Annotated in this window: 12 protein-coding genes; 2 read left to right on the forward strand and 10 right to left on the reverse strand. The window is 60.5% G+C overall.

Annotation, left to right across the window (positions count from 1 at the left end; all coding sequences use genetic code 11):
* Positions 1-31: 31 nt before the first annotated feature.
* The 6 genes from P3S72_RS20945 to leuC form a co-directional block, all read right to left on the reverse strand.
* Positions 32-1,042, reverse strand: coding sequence for an aspartate-semialdehyde dehydrogenase (locus tag P3S72_RS20945; RefSeq protein WP_276194066.1), 1,011 nt, complete (start codon positions 1,040-1,042; stop codon positions 32-34).
* 249 nt (positions 1,043-1,291) lie between these two features.
* Positions 1,292-2,404 carry an aspartate-semialdehyde dehydrogenase gene (asd, locus tag P3S72_RS20950; RefSeq protein ID WP_095146332.1) on the reverse strand — a complete coding sequence of 371 codons (1,113 nt, stop codon included), beginning with the start codon at positions 2,402-2,404 and terminating at the stop codon, positions 1,292-1,294.
* A gap of 64 nt (positions 2,405-2,468) precedes the next feature.
* The gene (leuB, locus tag P3S72_RS20955; protein WP_276194067.1) at positions 2,469-3,551 is read right to left on the reverse strand and encodes a 3-isopropylmalate dehydrogenase; all 1,083 of its coding nucleotides are present in this window, start codon (positions 3,549-3,551) and stop codon (positions 2,469-2,471) included.
* 52 nt (positions 3,552-3,603) lie between these two features.
* Positions 3,604-4,368 (reverse strand): class I SAM-dependent methyltransferase, encoded by a 765-nt coding sequence (locus tag P3S72_RS20960; RefSeq protein WP_276194068.1) that lies wholly within the window; start codon positions 4,366-4,368, stop codon positions 3,604-3,606.
* Positions 4,369-4,521: 153 nt separating this feature from the next.
* Positions 4,522-5,166, reverse strand: coding sequence for a 3-isopropylmalate dehydratase small subunit (leuD, locus tag P3S72_RS20965; RefSeq protein WP_094953214.1), 645 nt, complete (start codon positions 5,164-5,166; stop codon positions 4,522-4,524).
* 10 nt (positions 5,167-5,176) lie between these two features.
* Positions 5,177-6,595 (reverse strand): 3-isopropylmalate dehydratase large subunit, encoded by a 1,419-nt coding sequence (leuC, locus tag P3S72_RS20970; RefSeq protein WP_276194069.1) that lies wholly within the window; start codon positions 6,593-6,595, stop codon positions 5,177-5,179.
* A gap of 147 nt (positions 6,596-6,742) precedes the next feature.
* Between leuC and P3S72_RS20975 the strand changes: the two genes are divergently transcribed.
* Positions 6,743-7,633 carry a LysR family transcriptional regulator gene (locus P3S72_RS20975; RefSeq protein ID WP_276194070.1) on the forward strand — a complete coding sequence of 297 codons (891 nt, stop codon included), beginning with the start codon at positions 6,743-6,745 and terminating at the stop codon, positions 7,631-7,633.
* A 66-nt stretch (positions 7,634-7,699) separates the two neighbouring features.
* Positions 7,700-10,978, forward strand: a complete 3,279-nt coding sequence (locus tag P3S72_RS20980; protein ID WP_276194071.1) for an EAL domain-containing protein — start codon at positions 7,700-7,702, stop codon at positions 10,976-10,978.
* Between the two features lie 3 nt (positions 10,979-10,981).
* On the opposite strand, the gene P3S72_RS20985 is transcribed toward P3S72_RS20980, so the two are convergent.
* The 4 genes from P3S72_RS20985 to P3S72_RS21000 all read right to left on the reverse strand — a co-directional run bounded on the left by P3S72_RS20985 (position 10,982) and on the right by P3S72_RS21000 (position 15,603).
* Positions 10,982-12,262: a hypothetical protein gene (locus tag P3S72_RS20985; RefSeq protein WP_276194072.1), complete on the reverse strand. Its 1,281-nt coding sequence runs from the start codon at positions 12,260-12,262 to the stop codon at positions 10,982-10,984.
* 93 nt (positions 12,263-12,355) lie between these two features.
* Positions 12,356-13,276, reverse strand: a complete 921-nt coding sequence (locus tag P3S72_RS20990) for a hypothetical protein (protein WP_276194073.1) — start codon at positions 13,274-13,276, stop codon at positions 12,356-12,358.
* A gap of 125 nt (positions 13,277-13,401) precedes the next feature.
* Positions 13,402-14,208 carry a hypothetical protein gene (locus tag P3S72_RS20995; protein ID WP_276194074.1) on the reverse strand — a complete coding sequence of 269 codons (807 nt, stop codon included), beginning with the start codon at positions 14,206-14,208 and terminating at the stop codon, positions 13,402-13,404.
* Between the two features lie 429 nt (positions 14,209-14,637).
* A complete protein-coding gene (locus tag P3S72_RS21000; RefSeq protein WP_276194075.1) occupies positions 14,638-15,603 on the reverse strand; it encodes a tRNA-dihydrouridine synthase family protein in 966 nt (321 codons plus the stop codon).
* Positions 15,604-15,617 lie beyond the last annotated feature (14 nt).

Raw genomic sequence — 15,617 nt, forward strand, 5'->3', positions numbered from 1 at the left:
AATCAATCTACAAATTGCCGCCAAGTATCTTTTACACAAGGCCTTTTATCAACAACTGCGCCAGCTGCACCGCATTCAGTGCGGCGCCTTTACGCACGTTATCTGACGTCAACCACAGATTTAGTTCCGCCGGATCGTCCACTCCCGCACGCACTCGGCCGACGTAGACTACATCCTGGCCGACGGCATCGCCCACGGCAGTCGGGTAATCCCCCTCCTCCACCCGCTCGATACTCGCTGCAGCGTCGAGAACGCGGTTGACGACGGCGAGGTCGACCGGCGAGCCCAATTGCAAAGACACAGTCAAGCTATCGCCAAAAAACACCGGGGCTTGAACGCAAGTTGCGGAAATCTTTAGTAAAGGAGTTTCCAGCACGGCGCGCAGTTCGTGTACGAGGCGTTTCTCCAGCTCTGTATGACCCTGGGCGTCCGGCGTGCCGACTTGTGCCAGCAGGTTGAACGCCATCTGCCGATCAAAGAATTTGGGCTCCAGGGGGCGCACATTCAGCAGCTCGGCGGTTTGGCGCGCCAACTCGCTGACCGCTTCACGGCCCTGAGCAGACACTGCCAGGTTGGCGGTAACGCTGACATGCTGGATATCCAGCACGCCGCGCAGCGGCGCCAGGACCACCGCCAGGTTGGTCGCGGACGGGCTCGGGCTACCGAGTTGGAACGGCTTTTTCAAACCTTCGAGCACATGGGCATTGGCTTCCGGCACCACCTGAGGCGCCTGCGCGGCCGGCAATGCGCCCGATAAATCAATCACCGAACAGCCGGCTGCCGTGGCACGCGGGGCGAAGCTCAGGGTCACCGCCGGGCCGGCCGCGAAAAACGCCAGTTGCGCCTTGCTGAAATCAAACTCATCGACTTCCCGCACACGCACGTTCTTGCCACGGAACGGCACCGATGCGCCCGCAGAGTTACTGCCCGCCAGCAGATACAGGGTGCCCACCGGGAAAGCCAGCTCTTCGAGGATCTGCACCAGGGTTTCACCGACGCTGCCGGTGGCGCCGATCACGGCGATATCAAAGGTCTGGGTCATGGGGGCTGCCTCGGGCATTGCGGGGGGGAGCGGCACTTTACCGGGTGGCTGGGGGTGAGGCAATTAGCCCGGGGCTTGCGGTGTAGCTGACGGCGCTATCGGGGGCAAGCCCCCTCCCACAGTGAACAGCCTTTCAACGTTGGAATTCGGTCGAATGTGGGAGGGGGCTTGCCCCCGATAGCGCCCGAAAGAACAATAAAAAACCCGCGTCTGTCACCAGTCGCGGGTTTTTCTTAGTGCCTTACGCGATCAACGCTCCAGCAGAATCCGCAGCATGCGGCGCAGCGGTTCGGCCGCGCCCCACAGCAGTTGGTCGCCGACGGTGAACGCGCCCAGGTATTGGGTGCCCATGTTCAGCTTGCGCAGACGCCCCACCGGTACATTCAGGGTGCCGGTGACCTTGGTCGGGCTCAGCTCCTGCATGCTGATGTCGCGGCTGTTCGGCACCAGCTTGACCCATGGGTTGTGCTGGCTGATCAGCCCTTCGATATCGGCGATCGGCACGTCTTTGTTCAGCTTGATGGTCAGCGCCTGGCTGTGGCAGCGCATGGCGCCGATGCGCACGCAGATGCCGTCCACCGGGATCGGGCTCTTGAAACGACCGAGGATCTTGTTGGTCTCGGCCTGGGCCTTCCACTCTTCACGGCTCTGGCCGTTCGGCAGTTCCTTGTCGATCCACGGGATCAGGCTACCGGCCAACGGTACGCCGAAGTTCTCGGTCGGGTACGCGTCGCTGCGCATGGCTTCGGCCACACGGCGGTCGATATCGAGGATCGCGCTGGCTGGGTCGGCCAGTTGATCGGCGACGGCCGCGTGGGTCGCGCCCATCTGCTTGATCAGTTCGCGCATGTTCTGCGCGCCGGCGCCGGACGCCGCCTGATAGGTCATGGCGCTCATCCACTCGACCAGGCCGGCTTCGAAGAGGCCGCCCAGACCCATCAGCATCAGGCTGACGGTGCAGTTGCCACCGATGTAGTTCTTGGTGCCAGCGTCGAGCTGCTGGTCGATGACCTTGCGGTTGACCGGATCGAGAACGATCACCGCATCGTCCTGCATGCGCAGGCTGGATGCAGCGTCGATCCAATAACCCTGCCAGCCGGCTTCGCGCAGCTTGGGGAAGACTTCGCTGGTGTAGTCGCCACCCTGGCAGGTCAGAATCACATCGAGAGTTTTCAGCTCTTCAATGCTGTAGGCGTCCTTGAGCGGAGCAATATCCTTGCCCACGGACGGCCCTTGGCCGCCCACGTTCGAAGTGGTGAAAAACACCGGCTCAATAAGATCGAAATCCTGCTCTTCCAGCATCCGCTGCATGAGCACGGAACCGACCATACCGCGCCAACCGATCAGACCTACACGTTTCATCGCAACTACACCTTGTTAAAAAGTGGGCCGCCTTGCAGCAACAACTGCAAGCGGGCCCGAGAGATTACAGATTCCGCAGCGCGGCGACTACTGCGTCGCCCATTTCTTGCGTACCGACTTTGGTGCAACCCTTCGACCAGATGTCGCCGGTGCGCAAGCCCTGGTCCAGCACCAGGCTCACGGCCTTCTCGATGGCATCCGCCGCGTCGCTCAGGTTGAAGCTGTAACGCAGCATCATCGACACCGACAAAATAGTCGCCAACGGGTTGGCAATGCCCTGGCCGGCGATGTCCGGCGCCGAACCGTGGCACGGCTCGTACATGCCCTTGTTGTTGGTGTCCAAGGACGCCGACGGCAGCATGCCGATGGAACCGGTGAGCATCGACGCCTGGTCGGACAGGATGTCGCCGAACAGGTTGTCGGTGACGATCACGTCGAACTGCTTCGGCGCGCGCACCAATTGCATGGCGGCGTTATCGACGTACATGTGGCTGAGTTCGACGTCCGGGTAGTCTTTGGCGACTTCCTCGACGATTTCACGCCACAACTGGCTGGAGGCCAGGACGTTGGCCTTATCGACCGAGCAGATCTTCTTGCTACGCACGCGGGCCATGTCGAAACCGACCCGGGCGATACGGCGAATTTCGCTTTCGCTGTACGGCAGGGTGTCGTAGGCCTGGCGCTCGCCATTTGGCAGTTCGCGCACACCGCGCGGCGAGCCGAAGTAGATACCGCCGGTCAGCTCGCGCACGATCAGGATATCCAGGCCCGCCACCACTTCCGGCTTGAGGCTCGACGCGTCGGCCAGTTGCGGGTAGAGGATCGCCGGGCGCAGGTTGCCGAACAGGCCCAGTTGCGCGCGGATCTTCAGCAGGCCGCGCTCAGGGCGAATGTCACGGTCGATCTTGTCCCATTTCGGGCCACCCACGGCGCCGAGCAGCACGGCGTCGGCAGCACGGGCGCGGTCCAGGGTCTCGTCGGCCAGGGGCACGCCGTGCTTGTCGATGGCCGCGCCGCCGATCACGTCGTGGCTCAATTCGAAGCCCAGGTTGTACTTGGTGTTGGCCAACTCCAGGACTTTGACCGCTTCGGCCATGATTTCCGGACCAATACCGTCGCCTGGAAGAATCAGAATCTGCTTGCTCATGCGTTCCTCATTTCATCGTGCGGCCCGCCCAGAGGCAGGTCGGGAAAAATACTCAGCGTTCGGCCCAAACCACCAGCACGTCGGTGCTGAAGGTGCCGTCGGCTTGAATTTCATAGTAATCGCGGACTTCCTGGCCCACCGCCTGTTGCAGCTCAAGGATCGCCGCGCACAAGACCGGCGGCGTGCGCATGCGCTCGACCCACGAGGTGTATTCCAGGCGCAGGCGCTGGCGGCTGCTGTTGCGCACATGCAGACCGGCTTCGCTGAGCTGGCGCATCCATTCGGCGGCGGAGTAATCGCGCACGTGGCTGGTGTCGCGCAGCACTTCGACGGTTTGCAGGTAAGTGTCCAACAGCGGGCTACCCGGTGACAAGACATCGACAAACGCCGCCACGCCACCCGGCTTAAGCACCCGGCGCACTTCGCGCAGGGCCAGGCCGAGGTCGCTCCAATGGTGCGCCGAATAGCGGCTGAACACGAAGTCGAATTCGCCGTCGGCGAACGGCAAGCGCTCAGCGGCGCCGTGTACCGTGCGGATATTGCCCAAGCCACGGTCCACGGCAGCGGCGGCGACCACGTCAAGCATCTGCTGGGACAGGTCGTAGGCCACCACTTCTTTTACCAGCGGCGCCACATGGAAACTGACATGACCGGCACCGCAGCCCAAATCCAGCAGTCGCGCAGCGCCGTGCCCGGCCAGTTCGGCCTGGAGCAGCGCGAATTCAGTGCCTTGGGCGTGTACGGCACTGCTCAGGTAGGCCGAGGCCTGCTCGCCGAATTGTTTTTGCACGACTTGGGTGTGGGCGGCTTTGGTCATGGGAGTTTCCTCAATGGACCTTGTGGTGTTTGTTCTGGCCCCATCGGGGGCAAGTCGAATCGTCGCACCGCCCCTCCCACATTTGAACGTGCTCACAATTCAACATGTGGGAGGAAGCTTGCTCCCGATGGCGGCGGTCCTGCCTACATCACATCAAGCGTCGCGAAACAACCAAGGCTGGCTGGCCCGATGCTTGGTTTCAAACGCGGCAATCGCATCGCCGTCCTGCAAGGTCAGGCCGATGTCGTCCAGGCCGTTGATCAGGCAGTGCTTACGGAAAGCATCGACTTCAAAGTGATACACCTTGCCGTCCGGACGGGTCACCGTCTGTGCAGCCAAGTCAACCGTCAGTTGGTAGCCGACATCGGCTTCGACTTGCTTGAACAGCTCGTCCACTTCGGCATCGCTCAAGATGATCGGCAGCAAGCCGTTCTTGAAGCTGTTGTTGAAGAAGATGTCGGCGTAGCTCGGCGCGATGATGCTGCGAAAGCCATATTCTTCCAGGGCCCACGGCGCGTGTTCGCGGCTGGAACCGCAGCCGAAGTTTTCCCGCGCCAGCAGCACGCTGGCGCCCTGATAACGTTCGGCGTTGAGCACGAAGTCCTTGTTCAGCGGGCGCTTGGAGTTGTCCTGGTAGGCGTAGCCCACGTCCAGGTAGCGCCACTCGTCGAACAGGTTAGGGCCGAAACCGGTGCGCTTGATCGACTTCAAGAACTGCTTGGGGATGATCTGGTCAGTGTCCACGTTGGCACGGTCCAACGGCGCGACAAGACCTGTGTGTTGGGTAAAAGCTCTCATCGGGTATTCCTCAGATCAATTCGCGAACGTCGATGAAACGACCGTTGACGGCAGCGGCGGCGGCCATGGCCGGGCTGACCAGGTGGGTACGCCCACCGGCGCCCTGACGCCCTTCGAAGTTACGGTTGGAGGTCGACGCGCAATGCTCGCCGGACTCCAAGCGGTCCGGGTTCATCGCCAGGCACATGGAGCAGCCCGGCTCACGCCATTCAAAACCGGCTTCGAGGAAGATCTTGTCCAGGCCTTCCGCTTCGGCCTGGGCTTTCACCAGGCCCGAACCCGGCACCACGATGGCCTGCTTGATGGTCGAGGCGACTTTGCGGCCCTTGGCGATCAACGCCGCGGCGCGCAGGTCTTCGATCCGCGAGTTGGTGCAGGAACCGATGAACACGCGATCCAACTGAATGTCGGTGATCGCCTGGTTGGCTTTCAAGCCCATGTACTTCAAGGCACGCTCGATCGAACCGCGCTTGACCAGGTCGGTTTCCTTGGCCGGGTCCGGCACGTTCTGGTCGACGGCCAAGACCATTTCCGGCGAGGTGCCCCAGCTGACTTGCGGCTTGATCTGGCTGGCGTCGAGTTCAACCACGGTGTCAAACACGGCATCGGCATCGGAGACCAGGTCTTTCCAGGCCTCAACGGCGGTATCCCAGTCGGCGCCTTTCGGAGCGAATGGACGGCCTTTTACGTATTCGACGGTTTTTTCATCCGCCGCCACCATGCCCACGCGGGCACCGGCTTCGATGGACATGTTGCAGATGGTCATGCGGCCTTCGACGGACAGGTCGCGAATGGCGCTGCCGGCGAATTCGATGGCATGGCCGTTACCGCCGGCGGTGCCGATCTTGCCGATCACGGCGAGCACGATGTCCTTGGCGGTCACGCCAAACGGCAATTGGCCTTCGACGCGTACCAGCATGTTCTTCATTTTCTTGGCGACCAGGCACTGGGTGGCGAACACATGTTCCACCTCGGACGTGCCGATGCCGTGGGCCAGGGCACCGAACGCGCCGTGGGTGGAAGTGTGGGAGTCGCCGCAGACCACGGTCATGCCGGGCAAGGTGGCACCCTGCTCCGGGCCAATCACGTGAACGATGCCCTGACGCACGTCATTCATCTTGAATTCGGTGATGCCATATTCGTCGCAGTAGTCGTCGAGGGTTTGCACCTGCAAACGCGACACCGTGTCGATAATGGCGTCGATCCCGCCCTTGCGCTCCGGGGTGGTCGGCACGTTGTGGTCCGGGGTGGCGATGATCGAGTCGACGCGCCAAGGCTTACGCCCGGCCAGTCGCAGGCCTTCGAACGCTTGGGGCGAGGTCACTTCATGGATGATGTGACGGTCGATATAGATCAGCGACGAGCCATCGTCGCGCCGTTTCACTTCATGGGAATCCCAAAGCTTGTCGTAAAGCGTTTTGCCGGCCATCAGTCGGTCCTCATCAGCGGTCTTTCTATGCCCCGGGTCTTGAGACATTCAATAACCCTTTGGCTTGTGAGGCTGATGGTATGGCGCTACATTAAATAACTCAAATTCATATTTTTTATGCTTTGGATTACCAACTGGAATACCACAATGGACCTGGCCAACCTCAATGCCTTTATCGCCATCGCCGAGACCGGCAGCTTCTCCGGCGCCGGCGAGCGCCTGCACCTGACCCAACCGGCCATCAGCAAACGCATTGCCGGCCTGGAGCAACAATTAAAGGTGCGTTTGTTCGATCGCCTGGGCCGTGAAGTCGGCTTGACCGAAGCCGGGCGTGCCTTGTTGCCGCGCGCCTATCAGATTCTCAACGTATTGGACGACACCCGGCGCGCCCTCACCAACCTCACCGGCGAAGTCAGCGGGCGTCTCACATTGGCCACCAGCCACCATATCGGCCTGCATCGCCTGCCGCCGATCCTGCGCACCTTCACCCGGCAATACCCCAACGTTGCGCTGGATATTCAGTTTCTCGACTCGGAAGTGGCCTACGAAGAGATCCTGCATGGCCGCGCCGAAGTGGCGGTGATCACCCTGGCGCCCGAGCCGCACAACCTGGTGCGCGCCACCCCGGTGTGGGACGACCCCCTGGATTTCGTAGTTGCGCCCGAGCACAGCCTGACCCACACCGGCTCGGTCAGCCTGGTGGACATCGCCGGGCACCCGGCGGTTTTCCCCGGTGGCAACACGTTTACCCATCACATTGTCAGACGCCTGTTCGAGGCCCAGGGCCTCACGCCGAACATCGCGATGAGCACAAACTATCTGGAAACCATCAAGATGATGGTGTCCATCGGCTTGGCGTGGAGCGTATTACCGCGCACCATGCTCGATGATCAAGTGGCAAGTATCGCTTTGCCAGGCATACAACTCAGTCGCCAGCTAGGCTATATCGTGCATACCGAAAGGACGCTGTCGAACGCTGCGCGGGCTTTTATGAGCCTTTTGGATGCACAGGTCGATCTGCCAGGGACACCGGCATGAAACTGTGCGGCCTCAAGGCCTGAGCAAAACCGCGCCGAACGCCCATCGAGCCAAGGCTTTTTGATAATGCCCAATCCCGTCGACCCAATGCCATCCCTACCCCGCATTTACGCCCTTGACCCTAAAGAGGCGGAACAAAGCTGGGACAGCGCCCCGCAACTGCTGGCAGCGCTTAACGCTGCGCGGCTGGGTGCGTGGTGTTGGGAAATCGATACCGGGCGTATCAGTTGGTCACGGGGCACCCAGGCGCTGTTCGGTTTTGACCCGCGCCAACCATTGCCCAAGGATCTGGATTACCTGGACCTGCTCGCGCCGGAAGACCGCGCCCGGGTGGTCCGCGCGTTTCACGCAATAGTCGCCGGCGAGCCATTCGAGCAGGCCATGCACCATCATATCCAGTGGCCGGATGGCAGCCAGCACTGGCTGGAAATCAATGGCAGCCTGGCACCGGACAAAGCCGGCCGGCGCCGCATGATCGGGGTGATCCGCGAGACCACCCGCCAACGCGAACGCGAACACGCCCTCAGCCACTCCGAAAAACGCTTCGCCACGCTGTTTCACCTGTGCCCGAACATGGTCCTGCTCACCCGCCAGTCCGACGGATTGATCAGCGAAGCCAACCAGTATTTCGAGATCCTCTTCGGCTGGCCGGTCGCCGACGCCATCGGTCGCACCACCTTGGACCTCGGCCTGTGGCGCCACCCCGAACAACGCGCGCAACTGGTCAAGGCCACCCAGCGCAAGGGTGAACCCATCACCATGGAAGTCCAGTTCTGTGCCAGCAACGGGCAGATCCACGACGGCACGCTCTGCGCACAGAAGGTCGAACTGGAGGGCGAGGCTTACCTGATCAGCACCTTTCTCGACACCACCGAGCGTAAAAACGCCGAACAAGCCTTAAAGGACAGCCAAGAGCGCCTGGACCTGGCCCTGGACTCGGCGCAATTGGGCACCTGGGACTGGCACATTCCCACCGGCATGCTCTACGGCTCAGCACGCGCTGCCCAACTGCACGGCCTGCCGTCCGAGGCGTTCCATGAATCGTTCGAAGCGTTTTTCGAGGGCATGCCCAAGGAAGAGCGTGAGAATATGCGTAATGCCTATCGCACCCTGCGCGAAGGCCCAGCCGGCAACTATCAGCTGACTTACCGCGTACCACTGGAAGACGGCAGCTCGCGCTACCTGGAAAGCCGCGCACGCCTGTACCGCGACGAGCGAGGCGCGCCGCTGCGCATGGCCGGCACCCTGCTGGACATCACCGACCAGGTCGAGCGCGAACAACGCCTGAGCGCCTCCGAAGAAAAGTTCGCCAGCCTGTTCCAGGCCAGCCCCGACCCGATCTGCGTCACCTGCCTGGACAGCGGCGAGTTCATCGAGATCAACCCAGCGTTCACCCAGACCTTTGGCTGGACGGCCGCCGAAGTGATCAACATGAACGCCGAACAGATCGGTCTGTGGGACGAGTCGAGCCAGCGCCTGCAACGCATTGAACAGGTGATTCGCGACCAGGCGCTGAGTAACGTGGCCATCGTTGCGCACCACAAAAGCGGCCAGGCCCTGACCTGCGTGATTTCCAGCCGTCTGATCAAGGTCGGCGACCAGCCGTGCATCGTCACTACCCTGCGCGACATTACCCAGCAGCAACGTTCGGAGGCCGCGCTGAAGGCCAGCGAAGAAAAATTCGCCAAGGCCTTTCATTCCAGCCCCGACGCGATTTCCATCACCGAACACGACACCGGCCGCTATGTGGAGGTGAACGACGGCTTCTGCCGCCTGACCGGTTTTCGCGCCGAAGACGTCATTGGCCTGACGCTGTACCAGGTCGGCATCTGGGCCGATGAAAACCAACGCGCGGTGCTGCTGGCCGAACTGCAACTCAAAGGCCGTATCCGCCATTTGGAAATGCTCTGGCACAACAAGCGCGGCGATGTGCTGGCGGTGGAGGTTTCAGTCGAGCCGATCACCCTCAATGAAACCCCCTGCCTGCTGCTGACCGCACGGGATGTAAGCCTGTTGAAAAATGCCCAGGCGCAGATCCGCCACCTGGCCTACCACGACCCGCTGACCAACCTGCCCAACCGGGCGCTGCTGATGGACCGCCTGAGCCAGCAGATCGCTCTGCTTAAGCGCCATAACCTGCGCGGTGCATTGCTGTTTCTCGACCTCGACCACTTCAAGCACATCAACGATTCCCTCGGCCACCCGGTGGGCGATACCGTGCTGAAAATCGTCACCGCACGCCTGGAAGCCAGTGTGCGCATGGAAGACACGGTGGCGCGCCTGGGTGGCGATGAGTTCGTGGTGCTGCTCAGCGGCCTGGAGGGCACGCGCACCGAAGTCAGCGCCCAGGTTCAGGAACTGGCCGATACCCTGCGTGAATTGCTGTCCGAACCGATGTTCCTGGACGGCCAACGCCTGCAGGTCACGCCGAGCATTGGCGTGGCGCTGATCCCCGATCATGGCTCGACCCCAGCCGACTTGCTCAAACGTGCTGACATCGCGTTGTACCGGGCCAAGGATTCGGGGCGCAACGCCACGCAGATGTTCCACAACAGCATGCAGAAAACCGCCAGCGAACGACTGCGCATGGAAACCGACCTGCGCCTGGCCCTGGCACGCGGCGAATTCAGCGTGCATTACCAGCCCCAGGTGGACGCGCGCGGCAATAAGATCGTCGGCGCCGAGGCGCTGGTGCGCTGGCAGCATCCGCAACTGGGCGCGCAGGCGCCGTCCGAATTCATCAAGGTGCTGGAAGACAGCGGCCTGATCCTCGAAGTTGGCACCTGGATACTCGATGAAGCGTGCGCCGCCTTCGAGCAGTTGATCAAAGAAGGCAAGGTGGACCCGCAGAATTTCAGCCTGTGCGTGAACATCAGCCCCCGGCAGTTTCGCCAGAACGACTTTGTCGAACGGATCGAGCGCAGCCTCAAACAGCATTCATTGCCTTACAGCCTGCTGAAACTGGAAATCACCGAAGGCATCGTGATCCAGAACCTCGATGACACCATCAGCAAAATGCTTCGCCTGAAAAAGCTCGGCGTCAGTTTTGCAATGGACGACTTCGGCACCGGTTACTCATCGCTCACCTACCTCAAGCGCTTGCCGGTGGATGCGCTGAAGATCGACCAGTCCTTCGTGCGCGATGCCACCCACGACCCCAACGACGCCGAAATCATCCGCGCCATTGTGGCCATGGCCCGCAGCTTGAACCTGGAGGTGATCGCCGAAGGCGTCGAAACCCCGGAGCAACTGGCGTTCCTGCAAAAGTTGGGCTGCCACTTATTCCAGGGCTATTTGCACAGCCGCCCATTACCGATAGAAGGGTTCAGGCTATTGCTGGATTAAGGCTCAGACCAGCTTCAGGGCCCGAAACCCCGAATTCATCCAACGCGATGAGGCCAAGTCGTGCTTTTCTCCATAGAAATCCAGCACCCCATCGATCACCGCCACCGAATGCCCATTGTCCGCCAGGGTGCCGATCGCACCCTTGGCCAACTCTGCGACCGTACTTTCACGCAAGTAGCCAAACAACCCGAGGCGGCGCAGCGCTTCGCCTGGGAACTCACCATCGTTGAGGGTATGCAGAGCCGCCGTGTAACTCTCGCGGGCACGAAAATCGTTGTTCTCGATCTGCGCGCGTTTGGCGCTGACCGCGTACAAAAAGTGGGCGGCATCCAGCAACTGCCGATTACGGCCATAAAAGTTCGACTCGGCGGCGGCCTGGCGCACTTCCTCGTGGGTCAGTTGCAGCCGGAAGGAATCTCGCATGACCACGTCATATCCGGCCGGGGTGATTTGAACCTGCTTATAGATCCCCCCGGGGTCCCGCCCGAACCGGATCATCGCCGCCTTGATCGCCGATACCGTGACGCAATTGCCTTCTACCCCTTGGTAAAATCCACTCCAGATGTCCGCAGGCCGGATGCTCGGGACCACAGGGACGGCGTCGCGATTGCTCGAGGGCGACGCTTGATCGTTGAACAAAATGTACCCGTAACCCCGATCCACCTTTTGCGGAGCGCCACGGTCATGCCTGACCCCCTCGCGCACCAGCGCCGCCCCGCGGTTATGGGTTTCCAGTACACCGACCGCCCCCTGGCCGGCCATATCGCTCACCGAAACAAACTGAGACAGGCCGAACACCCCCATACCCTGCAGACAACGCTGGGGAGTCTCGCCCTCGAGCGTCTTCGACAAGGCGGCTTCAAACGTGGCATACCCCTGGGTCAGTTGCTTGCGCTTAACAAACGCTGCAAACACAAAGTTGGCATCCTTGACCACGTCGCTGTCTGCCCCCGCGAAGCGTGAAGCCTGCGACGCCTGCTGCAACTCCTGGCGGGACAGGTGCAGCTTGAATTCATCCTTCATCGTGACGTCGTACCCGTCCCCCGAAGGTACTAACTCATTAAACATCGCGGCTGGGCGCTGACCGAACGTCACCATCATCAACTTGATCACGGCCGCGTGGGTGCTGCAATCAAAGTTCTCGCCAAACCGCCGCTCGGTTGCGTTGAACGCCAAAGCGATATCAGCCGGTTTTTCACCTGCAGGCCTCACCGGAAATACGCGCAAAGCATCGCGTTGCTGGGCTGTTGCATTCATTGAACGGCCACCCGTGGAGATATTCATGCACTGAGTTCCTGACACCTTAAAAATCATTTGTCGAACAGACAGCCAGATTCAGACTGGCTGCACTGTTCGCTGAACTGAAAACAACCGTCGTCACATTAGGGCTATGGCATCACCCTGCGTGGGGGCTTTTCCCTGTCGGCCCCACAGCTCTTCGCGGCCGTTGATAACCGCCACCGAATGCTGGGCCCGATTGCACATGCCCAACTGCCCATTGGCGAGTTCGCGCACAGAAACCTTCTTCATGTGCTTGCTCAACCCCAGCCGCTTCAAACCCTCCCCCGCCCCCCTCTCATCCTCGCCATCATTCAGACTGCGAATCGCCGCGTTAAAACTGCGCGCCGCCCTGCCATCGTTGTTTTCGTTCTGGGCACGCTTGGCACTGACCGCAAAGAGAAACTCCGCATCCTTGAGCATCTCTTTGTCACGTCCGACAAATTTTGCCCCCCGCGCGCCTTCGGTGAGCTCCCGGTCCGTCAGGTTGACCGATACACCATCGCGCATGACCACCTCATAGCCACGCTCGGTTTTTTTCACTTCCTTGAAAATATCCGTAGGGCTTTGGCCAAACCGGTACATCGCCGCCTTGATGGCCGACACCGTCACACAGTTGCCATCCGGTCCTTGGCGAAAGCCGCTCCAGATGTTGTCGGGCTTCGCACCATTGCGTTTTCTCGAAAGGCCAGCAATGTTCGCAGCAGGCGCAGGTTGTGGTGCCGCCGGCTCTGGCATCACGCGCGGCGCGACCTCAGGTCGGGGCGGGGCTATATCCGGCACGGCTTTATCTTTCTTATCAGACACCAGGCTGATTAATTGAGTAAAAAAAGACGTGAACAGTGTCACTAACTTATCGACTGCATCTGAGTTATTCGCCACGCCAGCGCGGTTATCCTGCGCATTTATCGGCCGGGGATTATTTCCAGAGGCCGGATCATTTACGACCCTGTCGAATTGAGGCAATTGTTCATTTTTTGCACTCTTGGAATCAACCGAAAGTAACTGACGCACACCCACGACACGCGCAATATTATTAATTGAACAACACGACATACATGCCTCCACTGGCGTGCACTTCCCGAAACATTAAACTTCAAAGAAGTGCGCGCCCTATTCGTTCTTATTAAAAGAGGTTGATAACGTCAGGACCGGCGCAGTGACCGGGGGCTGATGCGCCAGTCCCTCGAATCAAATCGACTTTCCGCCGGCCCAGGGCTGGTGACATCCGGGGCGGGCGTATCCGGCAGCGGCGGCGGCGGCGTAATCGGCGGAACCACGGGGACAGTCGGTTGCGGAGTGACGCCATGCGCATGGCTGGGCATCACGCCAGGACTTGGGGTCGGCCTGACATGGGAGTGAATGTGACGCTCCGGCATCACGTTAAGCTTGCGAAGTGTCTCGGGCAGGGGCGGGACGTGGGGTAAAGACGGCATCACCCTCGGCACCACTTCGCTGTTCGCAAGCGCCTTGGTATCAGGGCAAGGACAGTGGCCGACGTTTACATTCACCTGCACATTGGCATTGGCATCCTTGGTCACGGAGACGCCGGATTTGTGCACGTGCGGTAACACCGACAAAGCGTGCTGCCCTCGCGGGTCAAGCGTCAATGTAGAGTGTCCCGGCAGTTGGCGCGCATCGACTGGAGCGGCGAGCGGCTTATACTGAGTGGGGAATGCACCAGGCGCACTATTCTTCCCCGACAATATCTCGCGCATGGTTTTGAAGACTTGCTCCAGCATGTCAATCAACCGCGAGAAGCCACCTACGTCAATCGTCATTGCATTGTTCGCCACGTTGAAATGGTCATGACGTAACGCCACAGGAGTGGCAAGCGCGTTGCCCACAGAAGTACCCGATTGGTGGATGGCTGTCGACGCAGATGACGGCTGCCGCCCCGTGGCGGTTGTATCAACATTGAGGAAGGGCGAATGGTTAATCGTTAGAGACATCAGCGAGTTCCTTATTGGCACGCCCCGGCTCAGTTAATTGGCCAAAGACGCGAGAGTTTTTCTTGGCTGAAAGCAACTCACGCTGCTTCACAGTCCGTACTTTCGTGGAAGGTGAGGCCATCGAGTTCCAGAAATCGCGACTTATATAAGGAAACCAAATCAAACTTTCGGATTTTGCCTCATGGCCATTTAGAAAAACCCGCACCCCAAGTACCCCTGCCGAACATTAACGGGACACACACGCTAATAAACCCTGTTCTGCGCAACTTACCGATACAACCCTAGACACTGCGCAGCCGCCGAGTGTGATATTCCAACCCCCATAAACGCAAAATGCCCCGCATCTTTCGATACGAAGCATTTTATTGAAAAACCCCACCCATTCATCCACTGTTGCAATGCACTTTAAAGGCATTCAAGTGTTATAGCTTATGACTCAGGTTCACCAGAATGGGCCATCCCCAGCAATCGACTCACCTGCTTCAAATCGGTCTCGCGGCGCATTGCGGTAAACAACTCCACCGCCTCGGGATAATTGCGCGTCAACATTGCCAACCACTGCTTCAGCCGACCGGGTGCCTGACGTTCGGTCAGTTGCGCCACCGACTGGGTCCAGAAGTCCTGGAGCATCGGCTGCATTTGCGCCCAGGTCATTGCCACAACCTCTTCACCGGCCCGCGCCGCCGCGATCTGCCGCGCAAGATCCGGACGCGCAACCAGCCCGCGCCCGAGCATGATGTCTTCGGCGCCGCTGACTTCGCGGCAACGCTTCCAGTCTTCGACACTCCAGATATCGCCATTGGCAAACACCGGCACCTTGACCACATCCTGCACGCGTGGAATCCACTCCCAGTGGGCCGGCGGCTTGTAGCCATCGGTTTTGGTCCGCGCATGCACGACGATATGCGCCGCACCACCCTCTGCCAGGGCCGTCGCGCAGACCAGCGCGCCATCCGGGCTGTCGAAGCCCAGGCGCATCTTGGCGGTCACCGGGATATGCGCCGGCACCGCGCGACGCACATGCTCGACGATGCGGTTGAGCAACTCCGGCTCCTTGAGCAGCACCGCACCGCCGCGCGACTTGTTGACGGTCTTGGCCGGGCAGCCGAAGTTCAGGTCGATCACTTGCGAGCCCAACTCGCAAGCCAGCGCCGCGTTTTCCGCCAGGCACACCGGGTCGGAACCGAGCAACTGCACACGCAGCGGCACGCCAGCGGCGGTGTGGGCACCGTGCAGCAGTTCCGGGGCGAGCTTATGGAAATACGCCGGGGTGAGGAGGCGGTCGTTGACGCGGATAAATTCGGTCACGCACCAGTCGATACCGCCCACGCGGGTCAACACGTCCCGCAGGATGTTGTCGACCAACCCCTCCATGGGCGCTAAAGCAATTTGCATGGAAAACACTCAAC

Source organism: Pseudomonas sp. D3, assembly GCF_029320995.1.
Classification (GTDB): domain Bacteria; phylum Pseudomonadota; class Gammaproteobacteria; order Pseudomonadales; family Pseudomonadaceae; genus Aquipseudomonas; species Aquipseudomonas paraveronii.

What these genes read in the sequence shown, in the direction of transcription:
- P3S72_RS20995 (WP_276194074.1), bottom strand. Translation starts at nt 14,208, where the DNA reads ATGTCTCTAACGATTAACCATTCGCCCTTCCTCAATGTTGATACAACC.
- P3S72_RS20945 (WP_276194066.1), bottom strand. Translation starts at nt 1,042, where the DNA reads ATGACCCAGACCTTTGATATCGCCGTGATCGGCGCCACCGGCAGCGTC.
- leuC (WP_276194069.1), bottom strand. Translation starts at nt 6,595, where the DNA reads ATGGCCGGCAAAACGCTTTACGACAAGCTTTGGGATTCCCATGAAGTG.
- leuD (WP_094953214.1), bottom strand. Translation starts at nt 5,166, where the DNA reads ATGAGAGCTTTTACCCAACACACAGGTCTTGTCGCGCCGTTGGACCGT.
- P3S72_RS20980 (WP_276194071.1), top strand. Translation starts at nt 7,700, where the DNA reads ATGCCCAATCCCGTCGACCCAATGCCATCCCTACCCCGCATTTACGCC.
- P3S72_RS20985 (WP_276194072.1), bottom strand. Translation starts at nt 12,262, where the DNA reads ATGAATATCTCCACGGGTGGCCGTTCAATGAATGCAACAGCCCAGCAA.
- asd (WP_095146332.1), bottom strand. Translation starts at nt 2,404, where the DNA reads ATGAAACGTGTAGGTCTGATCGGTTGGCGCGGTATGGTCGGTTCCGTG.
- leuB (WP_276194067.1), bottom strand. Translation starts at nt 3,551, where the DNA reads ATGAGCAAGCAGATTCTGATTCTTCCAGGCGACGGTATTGGTCCGGAA.
- P3S72_RS20975 (WP_276194070.1), top strand. Translation starts at nt 6,743, where the DNA reads ATGGACCTGGCCAACCTCAATGCCTTTATCGCCATCGCCGAGACCGGC.
- P3S72_RS20960 (WP_276194068.1), bottom strand. Translation starts at nt 4,368, where the DNA reads ATGACCAAAGCCGCCCACACCCAAGTCGTGCAAAAACAATTCGGCGAG.
- P3S72_RS21000 (WP_276194075.1), bottom strand. Translation starts at nt 15,603, where the DNA reads ATGCAAATTGCTTTAGCGCCCATGGAGGGGTTGGTCGACAACATCCTG.